This window comes from Streptomyces sp. V4I2 (genome assembly GCF_030817655.1).
In the GTDB taxonomy this organism is placed as follows: Bacteria; Actinomycetota; Actinomycetes; order Streptomycetales; family Streptomycetaceae; genus Streptomyces; species Streptomyces plumbiresistens.
Window position 1 is genome coordinate 1,506,561 of the sequence record NZ_JAUSZM010000003.1, and the last position, 22,664, is coordinate 1,529,224.

Below are 22,664 nucleotides of genomic sequence, written 5' to 3' on the forward strand. Positions count from 1 at the left end.
TGAGGGACACCATGGTCGCGGCATTACCGCCGCCTTGCCATGAGAGGCGGGTCACGTGGGGGTGTCGGTTTCGGGACGGTGTGCGCCGGTCACTCCGGTGACGGGGAGGAGAGCATCGGGGTGAACGGCGTGACGGGCCGCTCCTGGGGTTCGCCGTCGACGATGATGCCGACCGCCTCGTTGAAGAAGGCGAGGAGTCCCCTGACGGCGCCCACCGCGGGCAGCGGGTCCGGGTAGCTCCAGACGATGTTCGGCGGTACGTCGGCGCCGGCCCGCCACGACCAGTACCGGGCGGTGCCCTTGTAGGGGCAGCCGGTGCTGTGGTCGGTGGGCTCGAGCAGGTCGAGGCGGACGTCCTCGCGCGGGATGTAGTACCGCGTGGGCAGACCGGTCTCGAACAGCAGGACCGGGCGGCGGGTGTCCGCGACGACGGTGCCGTCGATCTGGACCACGACATGGCGGCTGCTGGGGATCGCGTCCACCCGTTTGTGCGGGTCGCGGGGGTGGATGAAGATCTCCTCCTCTTCCTCGTACCAGTGGTCGAGGCCCCGGCCGACGCGCCGGAACCACTCGAAGGCGATGTGGTCGGCGAGGTCGGCGGCGGGGAAGGTCCAGGCCGCGTTCTCCACGGTCTCGCCGTCGGCTTCGAGGTCGTAGAAGATCCGCGAGCCGGTGTGCGTGCCCGTCGGGGGGTTCTTCGCGGGGCACAGCAGGTCCTCGCGGACCTCTGCGCGGGGGAAGGCGTACAGCGGGACGGGGACGTCGGGTTCCCAGACGAGGACGGGGTGCCGGCTGTCGACGACCGTCACGTCACCCTTGAGGCCGCGGACCCAGCGTGCGCTGGGCTCCCACAGAAGGCCTTCCGGGGTGGTCCGGACGGCCCGGGCGGTGGGGAATGTGCTCATGCCCTGCTCTCCTTTCAACGGCTCAGCGGGATGTCAGGAACTCGGACAGCCCGGTCAGGAGCCGGTCGACGTCCTCCGTGCAGGTGTAGGGCGCGAGGCCGAGGCGGAGGCCGCCGGTGTCGCCGAGGCCCAGTCGGCGTGAGGCCTCGACGGCGTAGAAGGATCCCGACGGGGCATGGACGCCGCGCTCCGCGAGGAAGCGGTACGCGTCCACCGTGCCGTGGTTCTCGAACGTCAGCAACAGGGTGGGGGTGCGGTCGGCCGCCCTGGAGTGGATCGTGACGCCTTCGAGCGAGGACAGTCCCTTGTCCAGTTGCGTACGCAGGCTGTCCTCGTGCGCTTCGAGCGCCGTGTACGCCGCGATCAGGCGCTGCCGTCGGGTGCCGGCGGCACCCGTGTCCAGGCCGGCGAGGAAGTCGACCGCCGCGGTGGTGCCCGCGAGGAACTCGTAGGGCAGGGTGCCCAGTTCGAAGCGCTCCGGAACGGCGTCGGTGGAGGGCAGGAGTTTGTCCGGTCGTAGCGTCTCCAGCAGTTCCGGGCGGGCGGCGAGGACTCCGTGGTGGGGGCCGAGGAACTTGTACGGGGAACAGACGAAGAAGTCCGCGCCGAGCCGCTCCACGTCGACCGACGCGTGGGCGGTGTGATGGACGCCGTCGACGTAGGTGAACGCCCCTGCGGCGTGCGCCAGTCGGGAGATCTCGGCGATCGCGGGCCGGGTGCCGATCAGGTTGGACGCGGCGGTGACGGCGACCAGCCGGGTGCGTTCGGACAGCACGGCGCGGATGTCGTCGACGGTCAACTCTCCGGTGGCGGGGTCGAAGTCGGCCCAGCGCACGGTGGCACCGGCCCGGTCGGCGGCCTGGATCCAGGGACGGATGTTGGCGTCGTGGTCGAGGCGGGTGACGACCACTTCGTCTCCGGGGGACCACGTCCTGGCGAGGGTGCGGGAGAAGTCGTAGGCGAGCTGGGTGGCGCTGCGGCCGAAGACGATCCCCGACGGCTGCGCCCCCAGCAGGTCGGCCAGGGCCCGGCGGGCCTCGACGACGATGCTCTCGGCGTTGCGCTCCCCCGGCACCGTGTGCCCCCGGTTCGACAAGGGGTGCGCCAACGCGTCGGCGATGGCATCGATGACCGGTCGGGGCGTCTGGGTGCCGCCGGGGCCGTCGAAGTGGGCGGTGCCGGCCGCCAGGGCGGGGAACCGGGAGCGGATGGCGGTGATGTCGTACGTCACGAGATGCTCCTGTCAGGCAGCCCTGTCCCACAGCACGTGCAGGGCGGGGGGCTTGCGGAAGACCAGGCCGTACGGCGCGGTCGGGCGGTCCGGGTCGAGGCGCAGGGCGGGCAGGCGTTCGAGCAGGCTCCGCAGGGCGATGCGGGTCTCCAGGCGGGCGAGGTGCGCGGCGAGGCAGTGGTGGGGGCCGTGTGCGAAGGCCAGGTGGAGGCGGGCGTTGGCGCGGCGGACGTCGAACCGGTCGGGGTCGGGGAAGACGGCCGGGTCCCGGCCCGCGCCCGTCAGGGAGACGGTGACCAGGTCACCGCGGCGGATCGTGGCCGGGCCGAGGACGGTGTCGCGGGTGGCGTAGCGGTCCACGACCGCGGCGCCCGGTTCCAGGCGCAGCGATTCCTCGATCGCGCCGTCCAGCAGACCGGCATCGGCCCGGACGAGGGCGAGTTGGCCGGGATGGCTCAGCAGGTGCAGCAGCGCGTTGGTGATCATCGCCTCGGTGGTCTCGATGCCCCCGAACATCAGGACGGCGGCGTTGGACGCCACCTCGGGCAGCCCCAGCCGCCCGGCCGCGGAGCCGAGCAGCGAGGCAGCGTCCGGGTCGGAGACGGTGGCTTCCACGGCCGCGCGCAGCTGCGCGTACGCCACGGCGCCAGCGGGTCCGGCCTCGAGTCCGGCGGTGATGTCGGAGACCGACCGCACGATGGAGTCGTACCAGGAGAGCACCGTGGCCGCGGTGGTGCCGACCAGCCCGAGCGCCTCGGTCACGACGGCGACCGCGAGCGGGCCGGCGAAGGCCGTTCGCAGTTCGGCGGCGCCGGCCGGTTCCAGTGCGGTGATGAGCCGGTCGGTCTCCTGCTCGATGTACGAGGCGAAACCGTCGTGCGTCTCTCGGGGGCGGAACGGAGCGGCGAAGGGGTCACGGTGACGGGTGTGCTCGGCACCGTCCAGGGACAGCATGCTCGGCCCGACGACCTGCGCGGTGGAGAACCGGGGGTCGTCGACCGTGAAGGTCGCGGCGTCCCGCATCACGCCCATCGCGAGATCGCGCCGGGTCACCAGCCAGCCGTCCAGCTCGGGCAGCCAGGACACGGGCTCGTGCGCACGCAGCGACGCCAGGCGCGGATGCGGGTCCTCGGCGAGTCCGGCCAGGGTGGTCGCGGCACCGAGCGGGAAGGAGTCGACGACGCTCATCATGAACCCTGGCCGGGGACGACGGTGGGGACGACGGTGGGGATGGGTGCGGGGATGGGGAAACCGATCACAGCCAAGGCTAACAACCGCGCCCGCGGACGGACTTGTCCACCGACCCGGGAAGCTGAATCACTACTGACAGACCGGAGTGAGGGACGCTATGCTCCGCGACGATGACGACTCATTCTGTTGACAGATTGGGGGCCCCGTCCGCGCAAGGTGAGTGCTGATGCTCACCAGGACCGCGAACGAGGTTTCCCGCCTTTCCTTCTGGCCGCGCGTGCGAGAGTTCGCCGTGCCGCCCTCCATGATCGAGACCGCGACCGCCCGCCGGCACGTCGGCGACTGGGCCGGGGCGTGTGCCGCCGCGGGTGTCGATGTCGATCTCCAGTTGCGTTCCGTGGCGCGTACCCATGGCGGGGAACTCGCGGCCCGGATCCGCGCCGATCTCCGCCATCTGGCTCCGGACCTGCTGCGCTGGCACCTGCCGAGGATCGCTCCCGACGGGCTGCTGCGTCCGGGGCTGACCGTCTCGCTGGCCCGGTACGAGGCCGCCGGGCGTGACGGCCCGGTGCATCTCGTGGTCCGTACGCCGCCCGCCTGGGCGGACGCCGGCCAGCGGATCAGCCTCGCGCTGTGGGACGGCTCCCCCGCGCAGGGCGGCGCCGACCGCCATCCGCATCCCTGGCCCAGTCGGCGCTTCCGCCTGGACCTGCACCGCCACCTGTGGGACGTACGCAGGACCGATGAGCTGCGGACCCGGTCCGGGGCCGACGGGCCGGCCGACGGCGGCCGGCCTGTGGCCGTCCCGGATCTGCCCCGGACGGCGCCGCAGCCGCTGCCGCACGGGCGTCGCTGGGCCGTGGACCGGTGGGCGGCCGAGGCGGGGATCCTGCTGCACGCCGAGGGGCGGTCCTCCGGTGCCGTCGTCGTGCGGCTCGGGAGGCGGAATCGGCTGGTCCTGGAGGTGATGGACGACGTCGGGCCGCCGACTGTCCGGATCGCGGCGCCGAGCGGCGGGGACACCTCCGCTCTGCCGCTGCTGCCCGACGCGGCGACCTGGGTGCCGCCCGACCTGGAGCTGATCCGCAGCGGTGCGATCGAGGCCGAGCGGCTGCATCCACTGGTCGCCTCGGCACTCGTACCGGACTGGTCGCCGCCGGGCCCGTCCCGGGCCTCGGACCGGGCGGGGCACCCGCGTCTCGTGGAGTGTCGGGGCGCCCGGCACCGGATCGGCCTGGTCGACGGGGTGCTGGCCCCGCTGGACCACGACGCCGACGAGATCCGCCGGGAAGAGCTGCTGGTCGCGCTGACCGGCTCGCCGCTTCCCTGTCTGCGGGCGATCGACGAGGCACACCGACGTCCCGACTGCCTCACCGGCGTGCGCGAACGCCTGGACCACGGCGACATCGCCGGAGCGCTGGCCGTCGTCGAGGGTCTGCTGGGCCCCGACGCGGCGCTGCGCGACGGCGCCCTGCGGGACGAACTCGAGGCCGCCGCGGAGCGGCGGATCACCTACGGGCTGTTCAGGGCCGGCCTGGTCGGACCCGGACCGGACCGTATCCTCCCGGGGCTTCCCCGTCCTCGTCACCACCGCTCGCATCCCCGTCACACGACCGGCCGCTGACCTCGGGGACCACGGGTCCCCTCACGAGCACTCAATGTCCTGGGGGATCTCCCCCACCCACTGGCCAAAAGGTGATCACACATGCCCACATGCACGCTGTCCGCTGTCCCCTCCGCCCCTGTTCACGACTCCCAACTCGACGTCGCGGGCGACTTGTTGAGCCTGCTGCGCGACACCACCACCGAACCGCGGCCCGACGTCCAACTGGAGGCCCTGACCCTGGCCGTGGCCGCCGACCTGCCCGTCCTGCTGTGGGGCGAGCCGGGCATCGGCAAGACCGCCGCGCTGACCCAGCTCGCCGAGGCCCTGGACCTTCCGCTGACCACGGTGATCGCCAGCGTGCACGAGCCGTCCGACTTCTCGGGGCTGCCCGTCGTCGGGGACGACCCCGCGGAACAGGGTGTGCCGATGGCCCCGCCGGACTGGGCGGTGCGACTGGTGCGGGCCGGCCGGGGGCTGCTGTTCCTCGACGAGCTCTCCACCGCACCGCCGGCCGTGCAGGCCGCACTGCTCCGGCTCGTCCTGGAGCGGCGCATCGGCGCCCTGCGGCTGCCGCCCGGCGTCCGGATCGTGGCCGCCGCCAATCCGCGGTCCTCGGCGGCCGACGGCTGGGAACTGAGCCCGCCGCTCGCCAACCGCTTCGTCCATCTGCAGTGGACCCACGACCACGAGGTGGTCGTACGCGGCCTCGGCGGGACCTGGCCCCGGGCGACCCTGCCGCGGCTCGACCCGGCGAAGCTGCCGCAGGCCGTGGACTTCGCCCGGCGGGCGGTGTGCGGGCTGCTCACCGCCCGGCCCAAGCTCGTGCACCAGCTGCCCAGCAGTGAGACGCGCCGGGGCGGTGCCTGGCCGTCGCCCCGGAGCTGGGAGATGACGCTGTGCCTGATCGCCTTCGCGAACGCGGCCGGATCCTCCCGCGAAGTGCTCTCCCTGCTGGTCCGGGGCACCGTCGGGGACGGCCCGGGGCTCGAGCTGCTGGCGAGCCTGGACCGGCTGGACCTCCCCGACCCCGAGGAGGTGCTCGCCGATCCGGCGGGTGCGGTACTGCCCGAGCGGGGTGATCTTCGCCAGGCCGTGCTGGACGGTGTGGTGGACGCGGTGCGCCGGCGCCCCGACAGGGCCCGCTGGGACGCGGCCTGGGCGCTCCTGGTCCGGGCGGTGGAGACCGGAGCCCCGGACCTGGTGGTCGTCCCCGCGACCACCCTCGCCTCGCTGCGTCAGGAGGACTGGGACGTTCCGGCGTCGATCGAGCGGCTCGCCGGAGTGGTGTCCCTGTCCCGGCGGGCGGACCACGCGGCGGATCGCGCGGCCGCCCGGGGCGCGGTCACCGCGAAGGCCGGCCGATGAGCGCGGAGAAGGGCCGGCGACGACCGGACACAACGGCGGCACCGGACGCGCCGGGCGCGTCGAGTGCGCCGAGTGCGCCGAGTGCGCTGGACCTCGACAAGCTCTTCGCCGCCCGGCTGCACGCCGCCCGCGTCCGGACCTACTTGGCGACGGCCCTGTTCGCCCTGCACACCGTCGAGTCGCGGCGGGTGCCGACCATGGCCGTCGACCGGCACTGGCGGTGCTACGTCTCGCCGGCGTTCGTGGACCGGACGCCGGTGGAGGAACTGGCCGGCGTGTGGGTGCACGAGGTGTCGCACCTGCTGCGCGACCATCACGGGCGCAGCGACCGGGTCGCGCGGGAACGTGGGCTGACCGGCCCGGGGGAACGGCTGCGGATGAACATCGCCGCGGACTGCGAGATCAACGACGACGTGTTCGGTGACGGGCTGGTCCGGCCCGAGGACGTCGTCGATCCGGCGTTCCTCCGGTTGCCCGAGGGTCAGCTCATGGAGGAGTACCTGACCTGGTTCCGACTCGGGCCGCTCACCCAGAGCATCTCCTGGCTGGACTGCGGCAGTGGCGCCGACGGACTGGAACGGGAGTGGGACCTGGGGCCGGACGGTGCGCGCGGCCTGAGCGAGCAGGAACGGGACGCGGTCCGGTTCCGGGTGGCGCAGGGCATCACCGGCCGCCCGGGGCACGCCTCGAAGGGCTGGCGTCGGTGGGCCGAGGAGGCGTTCCATCCACCGCAGCCGTGGCGGGAGTTGCTGGGAGCGGCGATCCGCTCGGCGGCCTCCGGGCCGGGCGCGGGCGAGGACTACACCTACGGCCGGCCGTCCCGGCGCTCGGCCTCGGTGCCCGGGGCGGTCCTGCCGAGCCTGCGGCGCAGGCCGCCCCGGGTGTCCGTGATCATCGACACGTCCGGGTCGGTCAGTGACGCCGAACTGGGCAGCGCGATCCTCGAGGTCGCCGCCATCTCCCGTGCCGTGGGCGGCCGTCGTGACCTGGTCTCCGTACTGCCGTGCGACGCGGCGGCCAGGGTCGTGCACCCGCTGTGCCGTGGTGAGGGAATTCCGCTGATGGGCGGCGGGGGCACGGATCTGCGCACCGGTTTCGCCAAGGCGCTGCGGTCGCGGCCACGGCCCGACGTCATCGTGGTCCTGACGGACGGTCAGACACCCTGGCCGGACACGCGTCCTGCGTGCCGGACGGTGGTGGGTCTGTTCCCTCGCCAACCGGGGGCGTGGGACAACGAGGACGATCCCGACTACGTGCCGGACTCGCCGCCCTCATGGGCGCGCGTGGTGGACATCGGCTAGGCCCTGTCTGGAATTCGAATCACGAGTGTGGTGCGATGCTGCGGAGCCAGAGCATCGCACCACACAGGTGCAGTCCGGCCTCGTAGCTCTCCGGGGTCTTGTCGTACCGGGTAGCGATACCGCGCCAGTTCCGCAGCCGGTTGATGCACCGTTCCACGGTGTTGCGCTCTTTGTAGAGTGTCGCGTCGTGCGAGACTGGCCGCCCGCCGGCCCTGCCACGCTTCTTGCGGTTCGCAGCCTGGTCGGCCTTCTCCGGGATCACGGCTCGGATCCCGCGTTGTCGCAGGTAGCGGCGGTTGCGTCGGGACGAGTACGCCTTGTCCGCGGCCACTGCATCCGGCCGGGTCCGCGGGCGCCCGACCGGGCCGCGCACTTTCACCCGTTCCAGGACCGGGGCGAACTGCGGACTGTCGCCGGCCTGCCCGGGCGTGAGGACGAACGCAAGCGGGCGACAGCGTCGGTCGGCCGCCACTTGGATCTTGCTCGTCAGTCCGCCCCGGGAACGCCCCAGCTCGGCGGCTTTCAAGCGGGCCCGGTGTCGTCGGTGGACCCGTCGCCGCTCGACGCGCGCCTCGTCCTCGGCCTGTCCGTCCTGCGTTCTTTGCTCCTTGTCCTCGCCCCCTTTTCGGCCTCGACGGCCATTTCCAAGGCCGCCAACTGCTCGGGGTCCAGGGCCATCCCGGCGGCGTGGTGGTGGGCCCGGGCGGTCGCAGAGTCCACGCTGACCAGGCCCAGATCAGCCTGGCCGCGGGCAGCGGCCTCGGCGATCACTGTGTGCATCAGGTCCTGGAAGACGCCACGCGTCGCCCAGATCCGGAAGCGGTCGTACGCGCTCTGCCAGGGCCCGAACTCGGTCGGCAGGTCACGCCAGGGGCTACCGGTCCGGAACCGCCACATCACCGCGTTGAAATGTTTCCGCAGGTCGGGGATGGGCCCAACCGCGGCAATCGGGAGATGGGGCTCGATCAGGGCCCACTGCTCATCGGTGAGATCGCCTCGCGCCATGACTGACGGCCTATCAAGACCGAGCCCCCGCGCGCAGGCGATCTACCGAACTCCTGATCCGAGCTCCAGACAGGACCTAGTGCGGTAGCTCTGGAGGGATCTGTTGTGGCCGTCCTCGGCGCCGCTGACGTTCCCTCTACGATCCGGGCACACTGCAACCATCGTCACTCGGGAGACGCCAACACATGAATACGCCACCGTCGCCGCCTGGAGGCGAACGGACTGACGGATCGTCCATCAAGATCGGCGCTCTCGTTCCGCTGACTCGGCCAGGCTGGGTCGAGGCAGGCCGCCACCTGCTCGCCGGACTCGAGCTGGCCGTTCGCGAAGTCAATGAGGCCGGCGGGATCGTCGGAAGACCACTGGAGCTGGTGGTCCGGGACACCGCGGCCGACCCGCAGCGGGCCGCGGCGGCCGTGGACGAACTGGCTCGTCTGGGCGTGGCCGCCCTGGCGGGGGAGTATCACAGCGTCGTGGCTCGCGCCGCTGCTGCCAGGGCCGACGCCCTCGGCCTGCCGTTCCTCTGCTCGTCAGCGGTTCTCGACGCGCTCACCGAACAGCCGACGGAATGGGTCGCGCGCCTCGCCCCGGCGCAGTCCCACGGCTGGCGGATCTACGCGGATTTCCTCCTCGGCGCGGGCCACAGTCGAATCGCCGTAGCAGCCGAACCGAGTGTCTACTGGGCATCAGGGGCCCGCATTCTGCGCGACCACCTCGCTCCACGCGGCGGCACCGTCATCGAACTCGACATGCGTGCGCTCGCTCCCACGGCCGTGTGCGACGAGCTCGTCGACCATCGCGCGACAGCCCTCCTCCTTCTGGTCGGGCACCCGGAGCCGGCGGTGCCGATCGTCAGGTCCGTCCGCCGCGACCGGCGCCTCGCCGAGATCATGATCGGCGCTCCGGCCGGGCAACCGGAGTTCGCCGAATGGGCGAGGTCGCTGGGCGACGACGGGGCCGCGGTCCCGTTCTTGCGCTACCTGCCCGAGCGCCTCACCCCACTCGGCGCACGAGTCGGGGCGGCCCTCCGCGAGCGGCTGGCCGAGGCGCCCTCCTTCGTCGCCTTCGAGGGCTACGACACGGTCACCGTCCTCGCCGATGTGCTGCGTTCTCACGGCACGGACCGGGCGCGCATCGCCGAATCCTGGCCGCGCGTGGCAGTCGACGGCACCCGCGGGCAGCTCCGGTTCTCCCGCACGCCAGGCATCAGCGTCTGGCAATGGGCTTGGCCGCCGGTCCAGGTCGTTGATCAGGATCCGGCGGCACTCGATCGCTTTCGGGTCCTTCACGCCGGGTGAGAGAGCACGGAGCTTGTCCCGCCTGCCGGACCGGGCAGTGCGCGATGCGGTGTGCGAAGGCGCCGGCCCGACCGGACCCGTCGGTGCCGGCACCGTCGCTCATCGCGGGTCAGCTCGCGAGGCCGGCTGTGGTCAGCCAGTCCTTCGCGACGTCACTGGCGTCCTCCTTGTCGTTGACGAGCTTCTTCATCATGTCCAGCAGGTCTTCGGTGGTGAGCTTGGCCGAGACGCCGTTGAGTGCGCCCTTGGCCGTGTCGTTGACGGCGGACTTGTAGACCAGGGGCGTGACGTTCTGCGAGGAGAAGAGGTTCTTCGGGTCCTCCAGCACCACCAGCTTGTCCTCGACGATGGCGGGATCGGTGGTGTAGATGTTGGCGGCCTGCACCTTGTCGTCCTTCAGCAGCTTCAGCAGGGTGGCCTGGGCGCCCGCGTCGAGCGGCTGGAACGTGCCGAACTCGACGCCGTAGACGTCCTTGAGTCCGACGCCGCCCTGGGTGCGGGTCTTGAACTCCGAGCCGGCACCGATCGTCCAGTCGCCCGCGACCGGCTTGAGGTCGGCGAGGGTCTTGAGCTTGTACTTGGCGGCGGTCTCGGCGGTGACCGTGACCGAGTCCTTGTCCTGGGCCTCGGCGGAGTCGAGTATCTCCACCGACGACGGGAGCTTCTGCTTCAGCTCGGTGTTGATGTCGTCCGTGCTGGTGGCGGTGCTCTTGGGGTCGACCGCCACGGCCAGCAGGGCGCCGTTGTACTCGGGGAAGACGCCGATGCCGCCCTTGACGACCTGGTCGTAGTAGACCTCGCGGGCTCCGATGTCGAACTTGCGGGTCACCTTGAGGCCCTTGGCCTCCAGGGCCTGCGAGTAGATCTCGGCGAGGAGCTGGTTCTCGGGGAAGTTCGCGGAGCCGACGACGATGGACTTGCCGTCGCCGCCGCTACTGCTGCTGCCCGTCAGCGGGTTGCTGTCGCTGTCGTCGCCACCGCCGCAGGCGGTCAGCGCGAGTGCGGTGATCAGGCCGAACGCGGCGCCTCGGTACATGCCTCTCATGGGTGTTTCCTTTCTCAGTGCCCGGGGGCTCAAGAACTCAGGTTCTGGACGCCGAGACCCGCAGGCCCGGCGAGACGACGAAGCGCCGCAGCGCGGTGAAGAGGATCTGGACGACGAGCGCCAGGACGACGACGACGGTGGAGCCGCCGATGACCAGTTCGTAGTCGTTGCGGGAGAGTCCGTCGACGATGAAGCGGCCCAGGCCGCCGAGACCGGGGTAGGCCGCGACGGTCGCGGTGGCCACGACCTGGATCGCGGCGACCCGTAGTCCGAGGAGGATCAGCGGGAGCGCCATCGGCACCTCCACCCGCACCAGGACCTCCCACTCGGTCATGCCGACCCCGCGCGCGGCGTCCCTGGTGTCGGGGTCCACACCCCGGACTCCCTCGAAGGTGTTGATGAGGATCGGCGGGATCGCGAGCGCGACCAGGGCGACGAGCACGGGCGTGGTGCTGAGCCCGGCGAGGGTGACGACGAGGACCACCAGGCCGAAGGTGGGGACCGCCCGCGCCAGGTTGGCGACGCTGGCCACGGCGAAGGCCCCGCGGCCGGTGTGTCCGACGAGCAGTCCGAACGTCAGCCCGATCAGGGCGGCGAACAGGAGCGACAGGCCGCTGTAGGTGAGGTGTTCCAGGAGCCGATGGGGGATGCCGTCGTCACCGTGCCACTGCTTCGAGGACGTCAGCCAGTCCGCCACGAGCCGGATCTGGTTCAGGAGATCGTTCATGCGGCCGTCACCTTGTTCCGGGACCAGGGGGTGAGCAGCCGCTGGGCGAGGACCAGCAGGGCGTCGGTGGCGAGGGCGAGCAGCATGATCAGCACGATCGCGGTGACGATCGGGGTCGGGAAGTCGAGTTGGAGGCCCCGGGTGATGTAGTAGCCGAGACCGCCCTGTCCGATGAGCTGTCCGACGGCGACGAGGCTGATGGACGAGACGGCGGCGACGCGTACGCCGGCGATGACGACGGGTACGGCGATGGGCAGTTCGACCTGGACGACGCTGCGGATCGGGCCGAAGCCCATGGCGGTGGCGGCGAGCCGGACCGGTTCGGGGACCGAGGCCAGCCCGTCGACGACGTTGGGCACCAGGACCGACAGCGTGTAGAGCGTCAGCGGGATCATCACCGTGCGTTCGGTCAGCCCCGTGTACCGGACGAAGATCATGAACAGGGCGAGTGACGGGATCGAGTACAGGATGTTGGCCACGGTCAGGACCGGTGGGTACAGCCATCTCCAGCGATGACACAGGATGCCGAGAGGCACCGAGATGATCAGGCCGAACACCACCGGCAGAAGGCCCAGGCGCAGATGGACCCCGGTGTAGTCGGCCAGCTCGCCGGCATGGTCGGCTATCCAGTCCCAGCGGACGAGCGGCTCACCGTCGCTCATCGTTCACCACCGCCCGGTGCGTCGGCGCCCGCGTCGCCCGCGGCCGCTTCGGCGGCGACGGCTTCCGCGGCGGCCATCACGGCGGACAGCTCGTACGCGTCCGCGACTCCGACGACCGCGCCTTCCGCGTCCACGCCGACCGCGAGCCGGGACGGCGACAGGAGTGCCGCGTCGAGGGCGGCCCGGGCCGAGTCGCCCACGAGGCTGAACGTGTGGCCGAGCGGCGCCAGAGGCGCGTCCGCGAGCGTGCCGGTGTCCGGCAGCCCTGCGACCGCGGCCCAGCCGAGCGGCCGGCGGGCCTCGTCGACGACGAGCACCCAGGGCTCGTCCACCGTCCGGGCCCGCGCCACGGGAGAGGTCTCGGGCAGCACCGGACCCTCGCGCAGCGGCACCTCGGCCGCCTTGACGAAGGACAGCCGGCGAATGCCCCGGTCCTGCCCGACGAAGCCGGCCACGAAGTCGTCGGCGGGATGGGCGAGCAGCCGCTCGGGGGTGTCGAACTGGGCGAGCTTGCCGCCGGTTCGGAACACGGCGATGTTGTCGCCGAGTCTGATCGCCTCGTCGATGTCGTGGGTGACGAACACGATCGTCTTGTGGAGCTCCTTCTGCAGCCGGATGAACTCCGCCTGCAGCTCGGCCCGGACGATCGGGTCGACCGCGCTGAACGGCTCGTCCATCAGCAGCACCGGCGGGTCGGCCCCCAGCGCCCTGGCGACGCCGACGCGCTGCTGCTGCCCGCCGGAGAGCTGGTTCGGGTAGCGCTTGGCCATCTCGGACGGCAGTCCCACCAGTTCGAGCAGCTCCGCCGCCCGCGCCCGCGCCTTCTTGCGGCTCCAGCCGAGCAGCAACGGCACGGTCGCGATGTTGTCGAGGATGGTGCGGTGCGGGAACAGTCCCGCGTGCTGGATGACGTACCCGATTCCCCGGCGCAGTTCGGGGGCGTGGACCTCCCGGATGTCCCGGCCGCGCAGGCTGACCGTGCCGGCCGTCGGCTCCACCATGCGGTTGATCATGCGCAGCGTCGTCGTCTTGCCGCAGCCGGAGGGACCGACCAGGACCGTGATGCCACCCTCGGCCAGTTCCAGGGACAGCTCGTCCACGGCCGTGGTGCCGTTCGGATAGTTTTTGCTCACCGCGTCGAATCTGATCAAGACTGCCCCTTACCCGGCTGCATATGTTCATGCAGAGTTACGGGTGACTGAATGGCGGGTCAATGCCCGGCTGTAAACGCGACGTTACGTTCGCACGAAATCGGGCCAGAGGTGTCCGAAAAAGTCCCGGTCTGCGACGTATGCGCCCTTCAGAATCAGCCAGATCAGACGTAGGGAGACATCCATGAAACCGGTCTGGTTCACCTTCCTGAACGGCTCGGACATCGAACAGCTCGAGCCGACCGACATCGAGATCCTCGACGCCGTCGAGGAGGGGCTGCGCGCCCAGGGCCTCGGCGAGACGGTCGTCGAACCCCGGGTCCACCTGATGCCCGATCCCGCATTCAACGGCCACTTCAACGTCCTGCGCGGCTATGTCGCCCCGCTCGCCCTGGCCGGCGTCAAGATCGTGGGCGACTACGTGGACAACTACCAGGCCGGGCTGCCCTCCGAGATGGCCCTGCTCAACCTGTTCGACCCGCGAACCGGCATGCCGGTGGCCGTGCTCGACGCCACCGCCATCACCGAGATGCGCACCGGTGCCCTCACCGCACTGGGGGCGCGTCACCTGGCCCGCCCGGATGCCAGGGTGCTCGGTCACATCGGCGCCCGCGCCACCTCGTACTGGAACGTCCGCCTGCTCGACCGGATCTTCGACCTCACCGAGATACGCGTCCACTCGCGCCGCCCCGAGAGCCGCGAGGCCTTCGCCGAGCGGCTGGAGCGGGAGCTCGGCAAGCCCGTGATCGTGACCGAGGACTGGAAGACCTGCGTGGAGGGTGCGGACATCGTGGTGGAGGCGTCCCGACTCGAACGTCCCCAGCCGCTGTTGAAGACCGAGTGGATCGCCCCCGGTGCCCTGGTCGTGCCCTACGGAACGAACAGTGCGGTCGAGATCACCCTCACGGACATCATGGACAAGATCGTCGTCGACGACTGGGGCCAGGCGCACGCCGGACCGTTCGGCGCCCTGCGCGCGCACGTCGACTCCGGCAGACTCGACGAGGCCAGTCTGCACGGCGAGTTGGGCGAGATCGTCGCCGGCCGCAAGCCCGGCCGGGAGAGCGCCGACGAGACGAACCTGTTCTGGCACCGCGGACTCTCGCTCTCCGACATCGCGCTGGGCGCCGCCCTGCTCAAGAAGGCCGAAGAGCGCGGCCTCGGCCAGAAGCTGCGGTTCTCGTGACCGGGGTCGTCGTCGACGGGCGGACGCTGTCCTACGACCAGGTCGTCGCCGTCGCCCACCACGACGCCCAGGTGGTGCTCGCGGACGAGGTGCTCCCCCGGCTGGAGCGTGACCGGGCCGTCGTGAACGACATCGTCGACCGCCAGGTGCCGACGTACGGCCTCACGACGGGCCTCGGCACCCGCTCGTCGTACGCACTCCCCCGCGCCGAACTCGACGCGTTCAGCGTCCGTACGGTCCGGGGCCGGGCCAACGCGGTCGGCGCACCGCTGCCGGTCCCCGTCGTACGCGCCGCCCTCCTGGCCCGTGTCAACGGCATCGCGGGCGGCGGCAGCGGAGTGCGGCCCACGATCCCGCGGCTGCTCGTGGCCATGCTCAACGCGCGGGTGCATCCGGTGATCCCCGAGGTGGGGTCGATCGGCGCCTCCGACCTGTGCCAGATGGCCCATGTCGGGCTGGTCGTCATCGGGGAGGGCAGCGCCGAGTTCGCCGGTGAGGTGCTCGACGGCACCGCAGCACTGCGGCGGGCCGGTCTCGCCCCGGCCGAACTGGGTCCGCGGGACGGGCATGTGCTGTGCAGCGCGAGCCCGCTGGCGGCCGGACAGGGCGCTCTCGCCCTGCACGAGGCGGCCGCCGTGCTCACGCTGGCCCAGGCGGTCACCGCGCTGACCTACGAGGGCTTCCGGGCCAACACGAGCCCGCTCGACCCCCGGGTGCTGGGGCTGCGCCCCTCCCCCGGGCAGTCCCGCGCGGCGGGCGAGCTGCTCGCCCTGCTGGACGGCGGTGAGCTGGGCGACCCCCGGCACGCGCGGCGGGTCCAGGACCCCGTCAGCCTGCGCTGCTCGGCCCAGGTACACGGGGCGCTGCACGCCGCGCTGGACTTCGCCGACGACGCGCTCCACCCGGAGCTCAACGGCTGCGGCGACAACCCGGTGGTCCTGGCCGACACCGGCGAGATCCTCTCGTCCGGCAACTTCCACACCCCGGCCCTGGCCCTCGCCTTCGACACCCTCGCGCTGGCCCTGACGCAGACCGCCGCGATCTCCGCCGAGCGGATGCGCCGGCTGCTCGACCCCGCCGTCAGCGGACTGCCCGCGAACCTCTCGCCGTACGGTCCGGAACGCTCCGGCTTCGCACCGCTGGCCAAGACGGGGCAGGCCCTCGTCGCCGAGATCCGCATGCTGTCCGCACCGGTGAGCACCGACCCCCGCCACGGCGCGGACGCCGTCGAGGACGACTCGACCAATGCGGCCCTCGGGGCCCGGCGGCTGACCGCGATGCTCACCCGGCTGCGGCAGCTGCTCGCGGTCGAGGCCGTGGTCGCCGCGCAGGCCGTGGAACTGGCCGAACCGTCCACACTGGGGCGCGGACCTCGTCTGCTGAACCACGCGATCCGGGCGATCGTGCCCCGCCTGGACGACGACCGGCCCTGCGGGGTGGACGTGGAGGCGGTGAACCGCGACATCCTGGGATCCGACGACGTCCGGAGCGCGCTGCGCGCCCTGGTGGGAGGAGCGTCATGACCAACGTCGACGTACACCAACATCTGTGGACCCCTTCGCTGGTGACGGCCCTGCGATCCCGCCGGGAACCGCCGTTCCTGGACGACTGGACCCTGTTCCTGGACGGTGAGCCGCCCTACGAGATCCCTCCCTCCCACCACGACCTCACCCGGCGTACGGACCTCGCCGCCGCCGACGGCCTGGGACGGGTGCTCGTCTCGCTGTCCGCCCCGATCGGCGTGGAGTGGCTGCCCTCGGCCGAGGCGCGGCCCCTGCTCGACGCCTATCACGAGGGCGCGGCCGCCCTCCCCGAGCCGTTCGGGGCCTGGGCCGCCACCTGCGTACGGGACATCGACGCGGGCGCGACGGCCCAGGACCTCGACCGGGGGTTCGCCGGACTCCAGCTCCCGGCGAACGCCCTTGCCGACGCGGCCGGTTACGCGCGCTGTGCCCCGCTGCTCGATCTGCTCGAAGAGCGCGACCTCCCGCTGTTCGTCCATCCGGGACCCGCGCCCGGCGGGTCGGGGGGACCCGGCTGGTGGCCCGCGATGGTGCCCTACGTGCAGCAGATGCACGCCGCCTGGTTCGCCTTCCGCGCCTTCGGCCGGCCGCGCCATCCGCGCCTCAGGGTGTGCTTCGCCCTGCTCGCCGGGCTCGCCCCGCTGCACGGGGAGCGCTTCGCCGCCCGGGGCGACGGGGCGGCCGTCGGGGCGGACCCGGACGTGTTCGTCGAGACCTCGTCGTACGGGCCGACCGCCGTCGACGCGATCGTCCGCGCCCTCGGTGTGGACGCCGTCGTCCAGGGCTCGGACCGGCCCTATGCGGAGCCGCCGCGGCACCCCGGCTTCGGTCTGGGCGGTGCCGCGGCCTACGCCTTCCGCATCGCCAACCCGCGACGGCTGCTCACCGGAAAGGACTGAACGTTCACCGGAGCGGTTCAACTGCGCGCGTACTCGGGTGAGTTGGCTGAGATGACCGGGGACACGCCTACTCGGCGACTCGGCAATCGACGGTCCCTTGCCCACCCTGCACGAGGAGATGACGATGAACGCGACCCCGATCGACACCACCGCCCTCACCGAACTCGGCGTGTCCGACCGCCCGTTCCGGCCCGAGGAGTGCGCGGACCGGGCCCGCCGCGCGGCGGCCTTCGTCGACACCGGCGCGCTCGACCGCTCCGGCCCCGGCTCGTATCTGCTGCTGTGGCGCGACGAGCACTCCGAAGCATGGCTGAACACCTGGTGGGAATCGCGCGACACCGGCTACCACGACCACCAGGGCTCCTGTGTCGGCGTGCACGTGATCGAAGGGACCGCCTGGCAGGAGGGGTTGCCGGTGGGCGGCCCGCGCCGCGCCCGCCGGTACGGGCCCGGAGAGTCCTTCGGCTTCCCCGGCTCGGGCATCCACCGCATGGACCACGACGCCGGCGCCGTCACCGTCCACGTCTACTCGCCGCCCCTGCAGGCCATCGGCCACTACGAGATCATCGACGGCGAACTCCATCGCACGGCGGGCCCCGCCGACGAAAGCTCACCCGCGAGCCCCCGGCTGCTCGACGTCCTCAACGCGATCTGACCGACTGCGCGGGGCGTGAGATTCGCACAGACGGGCCGTGCGAATCTCACCTCCAGCCGGTGACAGACGAACGATGTCCAAGCCTCGCGCCCTGTCATCGTGGGAGGTGAGAAGCCCGGGAGGGCGGCCTGACATCCCCGTCTGGAGGCTGCCGTGGACAAGCGGGCTGTGGCTGCTGGTCACACTCGGCCGGATCCTGGAGGCGGCCGGTCGGGGGTGACGGAGGCGGCGCCGCCGCCCGAGACGCCGACAGCGGAGCAGGCATCAGCCCACTCGCAACGGCACACACGCCGGGCGGCACACTCCCCCGGGAAGCCGCGTCGAGCTTCGCGGTATCACCTTCGGCTATGCGCCCTCCGCGGAACCGGTCGTCCGGGATCTCGACCTGTCCCTCGCGCCGGGCACCCACCTGGCCGTCGTCGGCCCCAGCGGCGCGGGCAAGTCCACGTTGACCGCGCTCATCGCCGGGGTGCTCGAACCGCAGGCCGACCAGGTGGACCTGGGCGGTGTTCCGGTCCGCTCCCTGGGCATGGACCGACTCTCCCGGTCCCGTGTGCTGATCCCGCAGGAGGCATACGTCTTCGCCGGGACCCTGCGCGAGAACCTCGCCTATCTCCTCCCCACGGCCACCACGCCCGACCTCGACGCCGCGGTGCACGCCATCGGCGCGGACCCGCTCGCCGAACGCCTCGGCGGTTACGACGCGGCCGTGAACCCGGCCCTGCTCTCCGCCGGTGAGCGCCAGTTGATCGCGCTCGTCCGCGCGCTGTTGCCGCCCGCACGGCTGGTGCTTCTGGACGAGGCCACCTGCCACCTCGACCCGTCCGCCGAGTCGGTCGCCGAACGGGCCTTCGCCTCCCGCCCCGCCACCCTGATCGTCTGCGCCCACCGGATCAGCTCCGCCCTGCGCGCCGACCTCGTCCTCGTCATGGACGGCCCGCGCTGCCGCCTCGGCACGCACGAGCAGCTTCTGGCCGACTGCGCGCTGTACCGCGACCTGATCGGCCACTGCGACCGTGCGACGGCCGAGGTCCGGAACTGATCCGCGGTGGGGTCGGTGACAGGACCAAGGCGGAGAGGCCGCTGCCGAGCCCGACGGTCCCGCCGCTACAACCAGCCCGACTCCCGGGCGATCCGGATCGCGTCGATGCGGTTGCGTGCCCCGGTCTTCCTGGAGACCGCGTTCAGGTGATTGCGGACCGTTCCCACCGACAGCGCCAGCCGCTCGGCGATCTCACGCGTCGGTGTGCCGTCCGCCGCCAGCCGCAGAACCTCGCGCTCTCTCGACGTCAGCGGGCTCTCCGCCGAGCAGAGCGCCCGCAGCGCCAGTTGCGGGTCGATGAACCGCTCACCGGCCGCCACCTTGCGCACTCCCTGGGCCAGGATGGCGCAGGGGCCGTTCTTGCCGACGAGGCCTGCGACGCGCAGCGCCAGCGCCAGCGCCAGTCGCAGGAAATCGGGCGTCGCCGAGCCGGCCACCAGCAGGGTCCGGCACTCCGGCAGCCGGGTGGTCAGCTCCTGCGAGGTGCCGAGCGCCCCGTTCTGACCACCGTCGACGTCGATGACGACCACGTCGGGCCGGTACGACAGCGCCCGCGTGACCGTCTGATCGTGGCCCGGTGCCCCGGCGACCACCTCGATGTCCTCCTCCTCCGTACGAAGTATCTCCGGCTTTCCACCCAATTGCCGGAAGCCGCCCCCAGGAACCCGCGAGAAAGCTCACCTCAGCTGCGGCCGGATTGGCCCGCCAGCACCCGCCGGGTGACAGTCGACGAACAAGTCCTCTCAGTCGACGGAGAAGTCCTCGAAACCGGCGATCCCGCGGGTGCCGGTCCAGCCGTTGGCGGCCGTCATGAAGACGCCGATGTCCTGGGTGTCGGCGACGCCGCCCGGACTGGCGGTGCCGACCTTGGTCCAGGAGACGCCGTCCCGGCTGCACTCGCCGGTGTACGTGTTGCCGGAGCGCGTCAGCCGCAGATGCACCGGGGCGGCGAGAGCACCGGCAAGTTCGATGGCGTCGAACTGGCCGTTGCCGTCGGAGTCCCAGGACAGCGCGCAGCCGTTGGACGGAGTCACCGCCAGATTGACGTAGCCGGACGAGCCTCTGCCGTTCTCGGAGAGGTCGTTGCGGACGATCAGCCCGGCGCGGGCCCAGCCGCCCGTGGTGTCCTGGGAGGTGACCTTGACCGTGGCGGTCGAGGACGACCCCAAGGCGGCGGCCCGGTAGACCGTGCCGAACTCGTTGGTGCCGCCCCACAGGTCGGCGCCCGCACCCTCGATGGCGATCGCATCCCCCAACTGGCCGAAGACCGCGTCGTTGAAGGAGGCGGTGCGGTAGGGCTCGCCCACTCCGGTGCCCGCCATCAGACGGACCGACGCCGTGGCCGTGCCGCGCGTGCCGCCGCTCCGGTAGGACGCGCTCACCGGCACCCGGGAGATCAGCGCGCCGGTGGCCTGGGTGAGGGTGACCGTGAAGGTCGCCGAGAAGGTCTCGCCCGGGGCGACCGACGCCGTGGTGGTGGTGCCGGCCGGCTCGGCGGTCATGCCCTCCGGCACGTCGAGGGACAGCGTCACGTCCGTCGCAGGACCGAAGCCGTTGCGGTTGGTGAACGCCATGGTGACCGTGACCGGGCGGCCCTCCGCCACCGCGCCCCGGTCGGCGGAGGCGGTCAGCGTCACCTGGTCCGGATTGGTGGCAAGGGTGTCCCGGACCTGCCGGGCCAGCTTGTGGACGTCGCCCGACGTCGTCACCGGGTAGCTGTCGTGCTGGTGGGCCCAGCGGTCCTCCAGCGCGAACCAGTCGATCTCGGTGGGCTCCCGGCCGTCCGCGAGCGCGGCGGCCAAGTCGGAGAAGTACGTCTTCCAGCGCGTGTAGTAGAGGCCGCCGACCAGCCCCGCCCATTCCCGGTTGGCGTAGTCGTGCAGCCCTTCTTCACTGCTCTCCCGGCCGCCCCAGGTGGTGATGATCGACCGTGCGTCGTACTCCAGTTGGTCCTTCTCGGCCCTGGTGCCGCCCCAGGCCCGGGCGTCGGCAAGCCAGCGTCCGAGCAGGTGCTGCGGCGACGTGGCCAGCACCTTGTCCATCAGCTTCATCCAGCTGAGCCAGGTCTTGGTGAGCCGGTCGAAGCCGGCGCGGTCCCCGGCCTCGTACGCCGCCTTGATGCGGGGCAGCAGCACGCGGCTGCGGTTGGACAGCACCTGACGGGTCACGTCGGCGAGGTCGTAGGCGTAGGCGGAGCTGTCGCGCAGTCGCGGCGCGACCTGGAGCAGTTCGGTGAGGGCCGCGTCGAAGACCGTGGTGTCGTAGCGGTCGGCCTCCGGGCCCCAGGCGGCGGCCTTGTTGGCGCCCAGGCTCGGCCGCGCGCCGAACAGCCCGTCGGGCGCCTCGCTCCACGCGTCCTTGCGGGTCATGTTGTACGCGGTGTCGCGGATCGTCTTCCAGGCGGCGACGGCGTGCGGGTCCTCGCCGCCGTACCGGGACACGGCGTACGCGGCGAACCAGTCGTCGAGGTCGATGGTGCCGGGTGTCCACGCCAGGTCGGTGAGGAGCGCGAGCGCGGGCGCGTTGTTGTCGGCGGCCTCCGGCATCGCCGCGATACCGGCGAGCGCGCTGCCTTCCTTGTCACGCCACTTGGGGTACTGCTCCACCCAGTCCGGGGCGTTGGCGCCCATCGGGGTGTGGCCGCCGAAGTTCCAGATGCTGCCGAAGGCGTACGGGGTGCCGCCCCAGTCGCTCTCCCGGTCCGTGACGGTGGTGTAGCGGTCGGACAGGCCGTCCACGACCAGCATCCGGGACTTGTCGACCCCGTCGAGCAGCGCCTTGGAGGGGTTGGACTGCCAGCCCAGGATGGCCCAGATCGCGCCCGGGTGGGCCTTCTGGAGCGCCCCTTCGACAGCTGCCGCGGCCTCGTCCACCGGGACGTCACCGGGGTTGCCGCCCTCGTGCAGGAGATCCATCTTGTACATCGTGCTGTCGCCGAACCGCTCCGACTGGGCCCGGTAGAAGGCGGCGGACACCTCGTCGAAGGCCGTGGTGCGCGGGTCGAGCCAGTCGGGCCGCTTGAAGGCGCCCCAGGGGCCCTGGGGGACCACGGCCGCGTCCCCGCCGTGTTTGGCGACGAAGTCGTCCGGCACGGTGCCGAAGTAGCCGGGCAGCACCGGTGTCATGCCCAGTTCCCGCACCCGGTCGGTGATCTTCCGCGCGAGGTCGGCCCGGCGCTCGATGAGCTGCCGGGACACCGGACCGCCGAATCCCGACATGTTCTGCAGCAGCCACCACGGCTGATGGGCCGGTGCCGGAATCCACGCCCGCATCTCGGCGTCCGAGTAACCGAACTGCCGGAAGGTGTCGTAGTAGACGGCGTCGCCGCCCGTGTAGACCAGCACCCTGTTGATGCCGTGCAGCGCGAGCACGTCCAGCTCGCGCTCCCACGCGTCCCAGTCCCGGTAGGGGCCGGTGTAGCCGTCGTTGGTGTCGTTGAGGGCGAACCGGTGCGGCACGTTCGCCGATCCGGTGATCTCCCCTTCGGGGGCGGGCAGCAGCCTGGGGAGGTTCAGCTGTTCGCCGTTCCAGGAGATGTCGGCCTTCGCCGCCCGCGCGAGATAGGTGTTGAGGCCGGTGAGCAGCACCGCCGGGCTGGTGCCCTCCACGGTGATCGCCCCGGCGCGACCGGTGACCTTGAACCGGTCGGCGCCGCCGGCGGCCGGCGCGCGCAGCGTCACCTGCCGGTGGTGGTCGGGCAGCAGCCGTCGGACCGCGACCGACGCGGGGGTCGTGTCGAACGGCTTCGCGACCGTGTCCGCGGCCGCGGGTGCGGCCTGGGCGCCTGGCGGCGGGGTCAGCAGCACCACTGAGCCGAACGCGGCGGCTCCGGTCAGCAGGCTTCTGCGGCTGAGGTGTTGATTGCCTGTCAT

Annotated in this window: 19 protein-coding genes; 9 read left to right on the forward strand and 10 right to left on the reverse strand. The window is 71.8% G+C overall.

Going from position 1 to position 22,664, the window contains the following annotated elements; genetic code table 11:
* Positions 1–89 precede the first annotated feature (89 nt).
* Genes QFZ76_RS07825 through QFZ76_RS07835 form a run of 3 tightly spaced genes read right to left on the reverse strand, consistent with a single transcriptional unit; the run spans position 90 to position 3,324 of the window.
* Positions 90–905: a DUF427 domain-containing protein gene (locus QFZ76_RS07825; protein ID WP_307673032.1), complete on the reverse strand. Its 816-nt coding sequence runs from the start codon at positions 903–905 to the stop codon at positions 90–92.
* 22 nt (positions 906–927) lie between these two features.
* Positions 928–2,136, reverse strand: a complete 1,209-nt coding sequence (locus QFZ76_RS07830; protein WP_307673033.1) for a cysteine desulfurase-like protein — start codon at positions 2,134–2,136, stop codon at positions 928–930.
* A 12-nt stretch (positions 2,137–2,148) separates the two neighbouring features.
* Positions 2,149–3,324, reverse strand: a complete 1,176-nt coding sequence (locus QFZ76_RS07835; RefSeq protein WP_307679956.1) for a cytochrome P450 — start codon at positions 3,322–3,324, stop codon at positions 2,149–2,151.
* 229 nt (positions 3,325–3,553) lie between these two features.
* On the opposite strand from QFZ76_RS07835, the gene QFZ76_RS07840 reads away from it, so the two are divergent.
* From QFZ76_RS07840 to QFZ76_RS07850, 3 genes are all read left to right on the forward strand, one after another.
* On the forward strand, positions 3,554–4,951 hold the full coding sequence (locus QFZ76_RS07840; protein WP_307673034.1) for a hypothetical protein: 1,398 nt from the start codon (positions 3,554–3,556) through the stop codon (positions 4,949–4,951).
* A gap of 81 nt (positions 4,952–5,032) precedes the next feature.
* Entirely contained in the window at positions 5,033–6,298 is a 1,266-nt protein-coding gene (locus QFZ76_RS07845; protein WP_307673035.1) for a MoxR family ATPase, read from the forward strand.
* Positions 6,295–7,599 (forward strand): VWA-like domain-containing protein, encoded by a 1,305-nt coding sequence (locus tag QFZ76_RS07850; RefSeq protein WP_307673036.1) that lies wholly within the window; start codon positions 6,295–6,297, stop codon positions 7,597–7,599. Before QFZ76_RS07845 ends, QFZ76_RS07850 begins: the two co-directional genes overlap by 4 nt.
* Before the next feature lie 19 nt (positions 7,600–7,618).
* Here the strand turns inward: QFZ76_RS07850 and QFZ76_RS07855 are convergent.
* Positions 7,619–8,604, reverse strand: a protein-coding gene (locus tag QFZ76_RS07855) for an IS5 family transposase (protein ID WP_373464271.1) whose coding sequence is annotated in 2 segments (ribosomal slippage) — positions 7,619–8,194 and positions 8,197–8,604 — 984 coding nt in all. Because the reading frame shifts where the segments join, the coding sequence is not laid out codon by codon here.
* Positions 8,605–8,789: 185 nt separating this feature from the next.
* Here QFZ76_RS07855 and QFZ76_RS07860 point away from each other — a divergent pair.
* On the forward strand, positions 8,790–9,902 hold the full coding sequence (locus QFZ76_RS07860) for an ABC transporter substrate-binding protein (RefSeq protein ID WP_307673037.1): 1,113 nt from the start codon (positions 8,790–8,792) through the stop codon (positions 9,900–9,902).
* 109 nt (positions 9,903–10,011) lie between these two features.
* Here QFZ76_RS07860 and QFZ76_RS07865 read toward each other — a convergent pair whose 3' ends face one another.
* Genes QFZ76_RS07865 through QFZ76_RS07880 form a run of 4 tightly spaced genes read right to left on the reverse strand, consistent with a single transcriptional unit; the run spans position 10,012 to position 13,487 of the window.
* Positions 10,012–10,938, reverse strand: coding sequence for an ABC transporter substrate-binding protein (locus QFZ76_RS07865; RefSeq protein ID WP_307679957.1), 927 nt, complete (start codon positions 10,936–10,938; stop codon positions 10,012–10,014).
* Between the two features lie 46 nt (positions 10,939–10,984).
* Entirely contained in the window at positions 10,985–11,674 is a 690-nt protein-coding gene (locus QFZ76_RS07870) for an ABC transporter permease (RefSeq protein WP_266444400.1), read from the reverse strand.
* A complete protein-coding gene (locus QFZ76_RS07875) occupies positions 11,671–12,336 on the reverse strand; it encodes an ABC transporter permease (protein ID WP_307673038.1) in 666 nt (221 codons plus the stop codon). The genes QFZ76_RS07870 and QFZ76_RS07875 overlap by 4 nt, the downstream gene beginning before the upstream one ends.
* A complete protein-coding gene (locus QFZ76_RS07880) occupies positions 12,333–13,487 on the reverse strand; it encodes an ABC transporter ATP-binding protein (protein WP_307673039.1) in 1,155 nt (384 codons plus the stop codon). The genes QFZ76_RS07875 and QFZ76_RS07880 overlap by 4 nt, the downstream gene beginning before the upstream one ends.
* A 184-nt stretch (positions 13,488–13,671) precedes the next feature.
* On the opposite strand from QFZ76_RS07880, the gene QFZ76_RS07885 reads away from it, so the two are divergent.
* From QFZ76_RS07885 to QFZ76_RS07905, 5 genes are all read left to right on the forward strand, one after another.
* Positions 13,672–14,673, forward strand: coding sequence for an ornithine cyclodeaminase family protein (locus QFZ76_RS07885; RefSeq protein ID WP_307673040.1), 1,002 nt, complete (start codon positions 13,672–13,674; stop codon positions 14,671–14,673).
* Positions 14,670–16,196 (forward strand): histidine ammonia-lyase, encoded by a 1,527-nt coding sequence (gene hutH, locus QFZ76_RS07890; protein WP_307673041.1) that lies wholly within the window; start codon positions 14,670–14,672, stop codon positions 16,194–16,196. Before QFZ76_RS07885 ends, hutH begins: the two co-directional genes overlap by 4 nt.
* Complete coding sequence (locus QFZ76_RS07895) at positions 16,193–17,095, forward strand: amidohydrolase family protein (protein WP_307673042.1); 903 nt, start codon at positions 16,193–16,195, stop codon at positions 17,093–17,095. The genes hutH and QFZ76_RS07895 overlap by 4 nt, the downstream gene beginning before the upstream one ends.
* Before the next feature lie 124 nt (positions 17,096–17,219).
* Positions 17,220–17,750 carry a hypothetical protein gene (locus QFZ76_RS07900; RefSeq protein ID WP_307673043.1) on the forward strand — a complete coding sequence of 177 codons (531 nt, stop codon included), beginning with the start codon at positions 17,220–17,222 and terminating at the stop codon, positions 17,748–17,750.
* A gap of 409 nt (positions 17,751–18,159) precedes the next feature.
* On the forward strand, positions 18,160–18,792 hold the full coding sequence (locus QFZ76_RS07905) for an ATP-binding cassette domain-containing protein (protein WP_307679958.1): 633 nt from the start codon (positions 18,160–18,162) through the stop codon (positions 18,790–18,792).
* 65 nt (positions 18,793–18,857) lie between these two features.
* On the opposite strand, the gene QFZ76_RS07910 is transcribed toward QFZ76_RS07905, so the two are convergent.
* Together QFZ76_RS07910 and QFZ76_RS07915 are read right to left on the reverse strand one after the other, a co-directional pair.
* The gene (locus tag QFZ76_RS07910; protein ID WP_307673044.1) at positions 18,858–19,433 is read right to left on the reverse strand and encodes a response regulator transcription factor; all 576 of its coding nucleotides are present in this window, start codon (positions 19,431–19,433) and stop codon (positions 18,858–18,860) included.
* A gap of 102 nt (positions 19,434–19,535) precedes the next feature.
* A complete protein-coding gene (locus QFZ76_RS07915; protein WP_307673045.1) occupies positions 19,536–22,664 on the reverse strand; it encodes an alpha-N-acetylglucosaminidase TIM-barrel domain-containing protein in 3,129 nt (1,042 codons plus the stop codon).

What these genes read in the sequence shown, in the direction of transcription:
- QFZ76_RS07900 (WP_307673043.1), top strand. Translation starts at nt 17,220, where the DNA reads ATGAACGCGACCCCGATCGACACCACCGCCCTCACCGAACTCGGCGTG.
- QFZ76_RS07835 (WP_307679956.1), bottom strand. Translation starts at nt 3,324, where the DNA reads ATGAGCGTCGTCGACTCCTTCCCGCTCGGTGCCGCGACCACCCTGGCC.
- QFZ76_RS07850 (WP_307673036.1), top strand. Translation starts at nt 6,295, where the DNA reads ATGAGCGCGGAGAAGGGCCGGCGACGACCGGACACAACGGCGGCACCG.
- QFZ76_RS07865 (WP_307679957.1), bottom strand. Translation starts at nt 10,938, where the DNA reads ATGTACCGAGGCGCCGCGTTCGGCCTGATCACCGCACTCGCGCTGACC.
- QFZ76_RS07845 (WP_307673035.1), top strand. Translation starts at nt 5,033, where the DNA reads ATGCCCACATGCACGCTGTCCGCTGTCCCCTCCGCCCCTGTTCACGAC.
- QFZ76_RS07840 (WP_307673034.1), top strand. Translation starts at nt 3,554, where the DNA reads ATGCTCACCAGGACCGCGAACGAGGTTTCCCGCCTTTCCTTCTGGCCG.
- QFZ76_RS07825 (WP_307673032.1), bottom strand. Translation starts at nt 905, where the DNA reads ATGAGCACATTCCCCACCGCCCGGGCCGTCCGGACCACCCCGGAAGGC.
- QFZ76_RS07875 (WP_307673038.1), bottom strand. Translation starts at nt 12,336, where the DNA reads ATGAGCGACGGTGAGCCGCTCGTCCGCTGGGACTGGATAGCCGACCAT.
- QFZ76_RS07885 (WP_307673040.1), top strand. Translation starts at nt 13,672, where the DNA reads ATGAAACCGGTCTGGTTCACCTTCCTGAACGGCTCGGACATCGAACAG.
- QFZ76_RS07895 (WP_307673042.1), top strand. Translation starts at nt 16,193, where the DNA reads ATGACCAACGTCGACGTACACCAACATCTGTGGACCCCTTCGCTGGTG.
- QFZ76_RS07860 (WP_307673037.1), top strand. Translation starts at nt 8,790, where the DNA reads ATGAATACGCCACCGTCGCCGCCTGGAGGCGAACGGACTGACGGATCG.
- QFZ76_RS07915 (WP_307673045.1), bottom strand. Translation starts at nt 22,664, where the DNA reads ATGACAGGCAATCAACACCTCAGCCGCAGAAGCCTGCTGACCGGAGCC.
- QFZ76_RS07870 (WP_266444400.1), bottom strand. Translation starts at nt 11,674, where the DNA reads ATGAACGATCTCCTGAACCAGATCCGGCTCGTGGCGGACTGGCTGACG.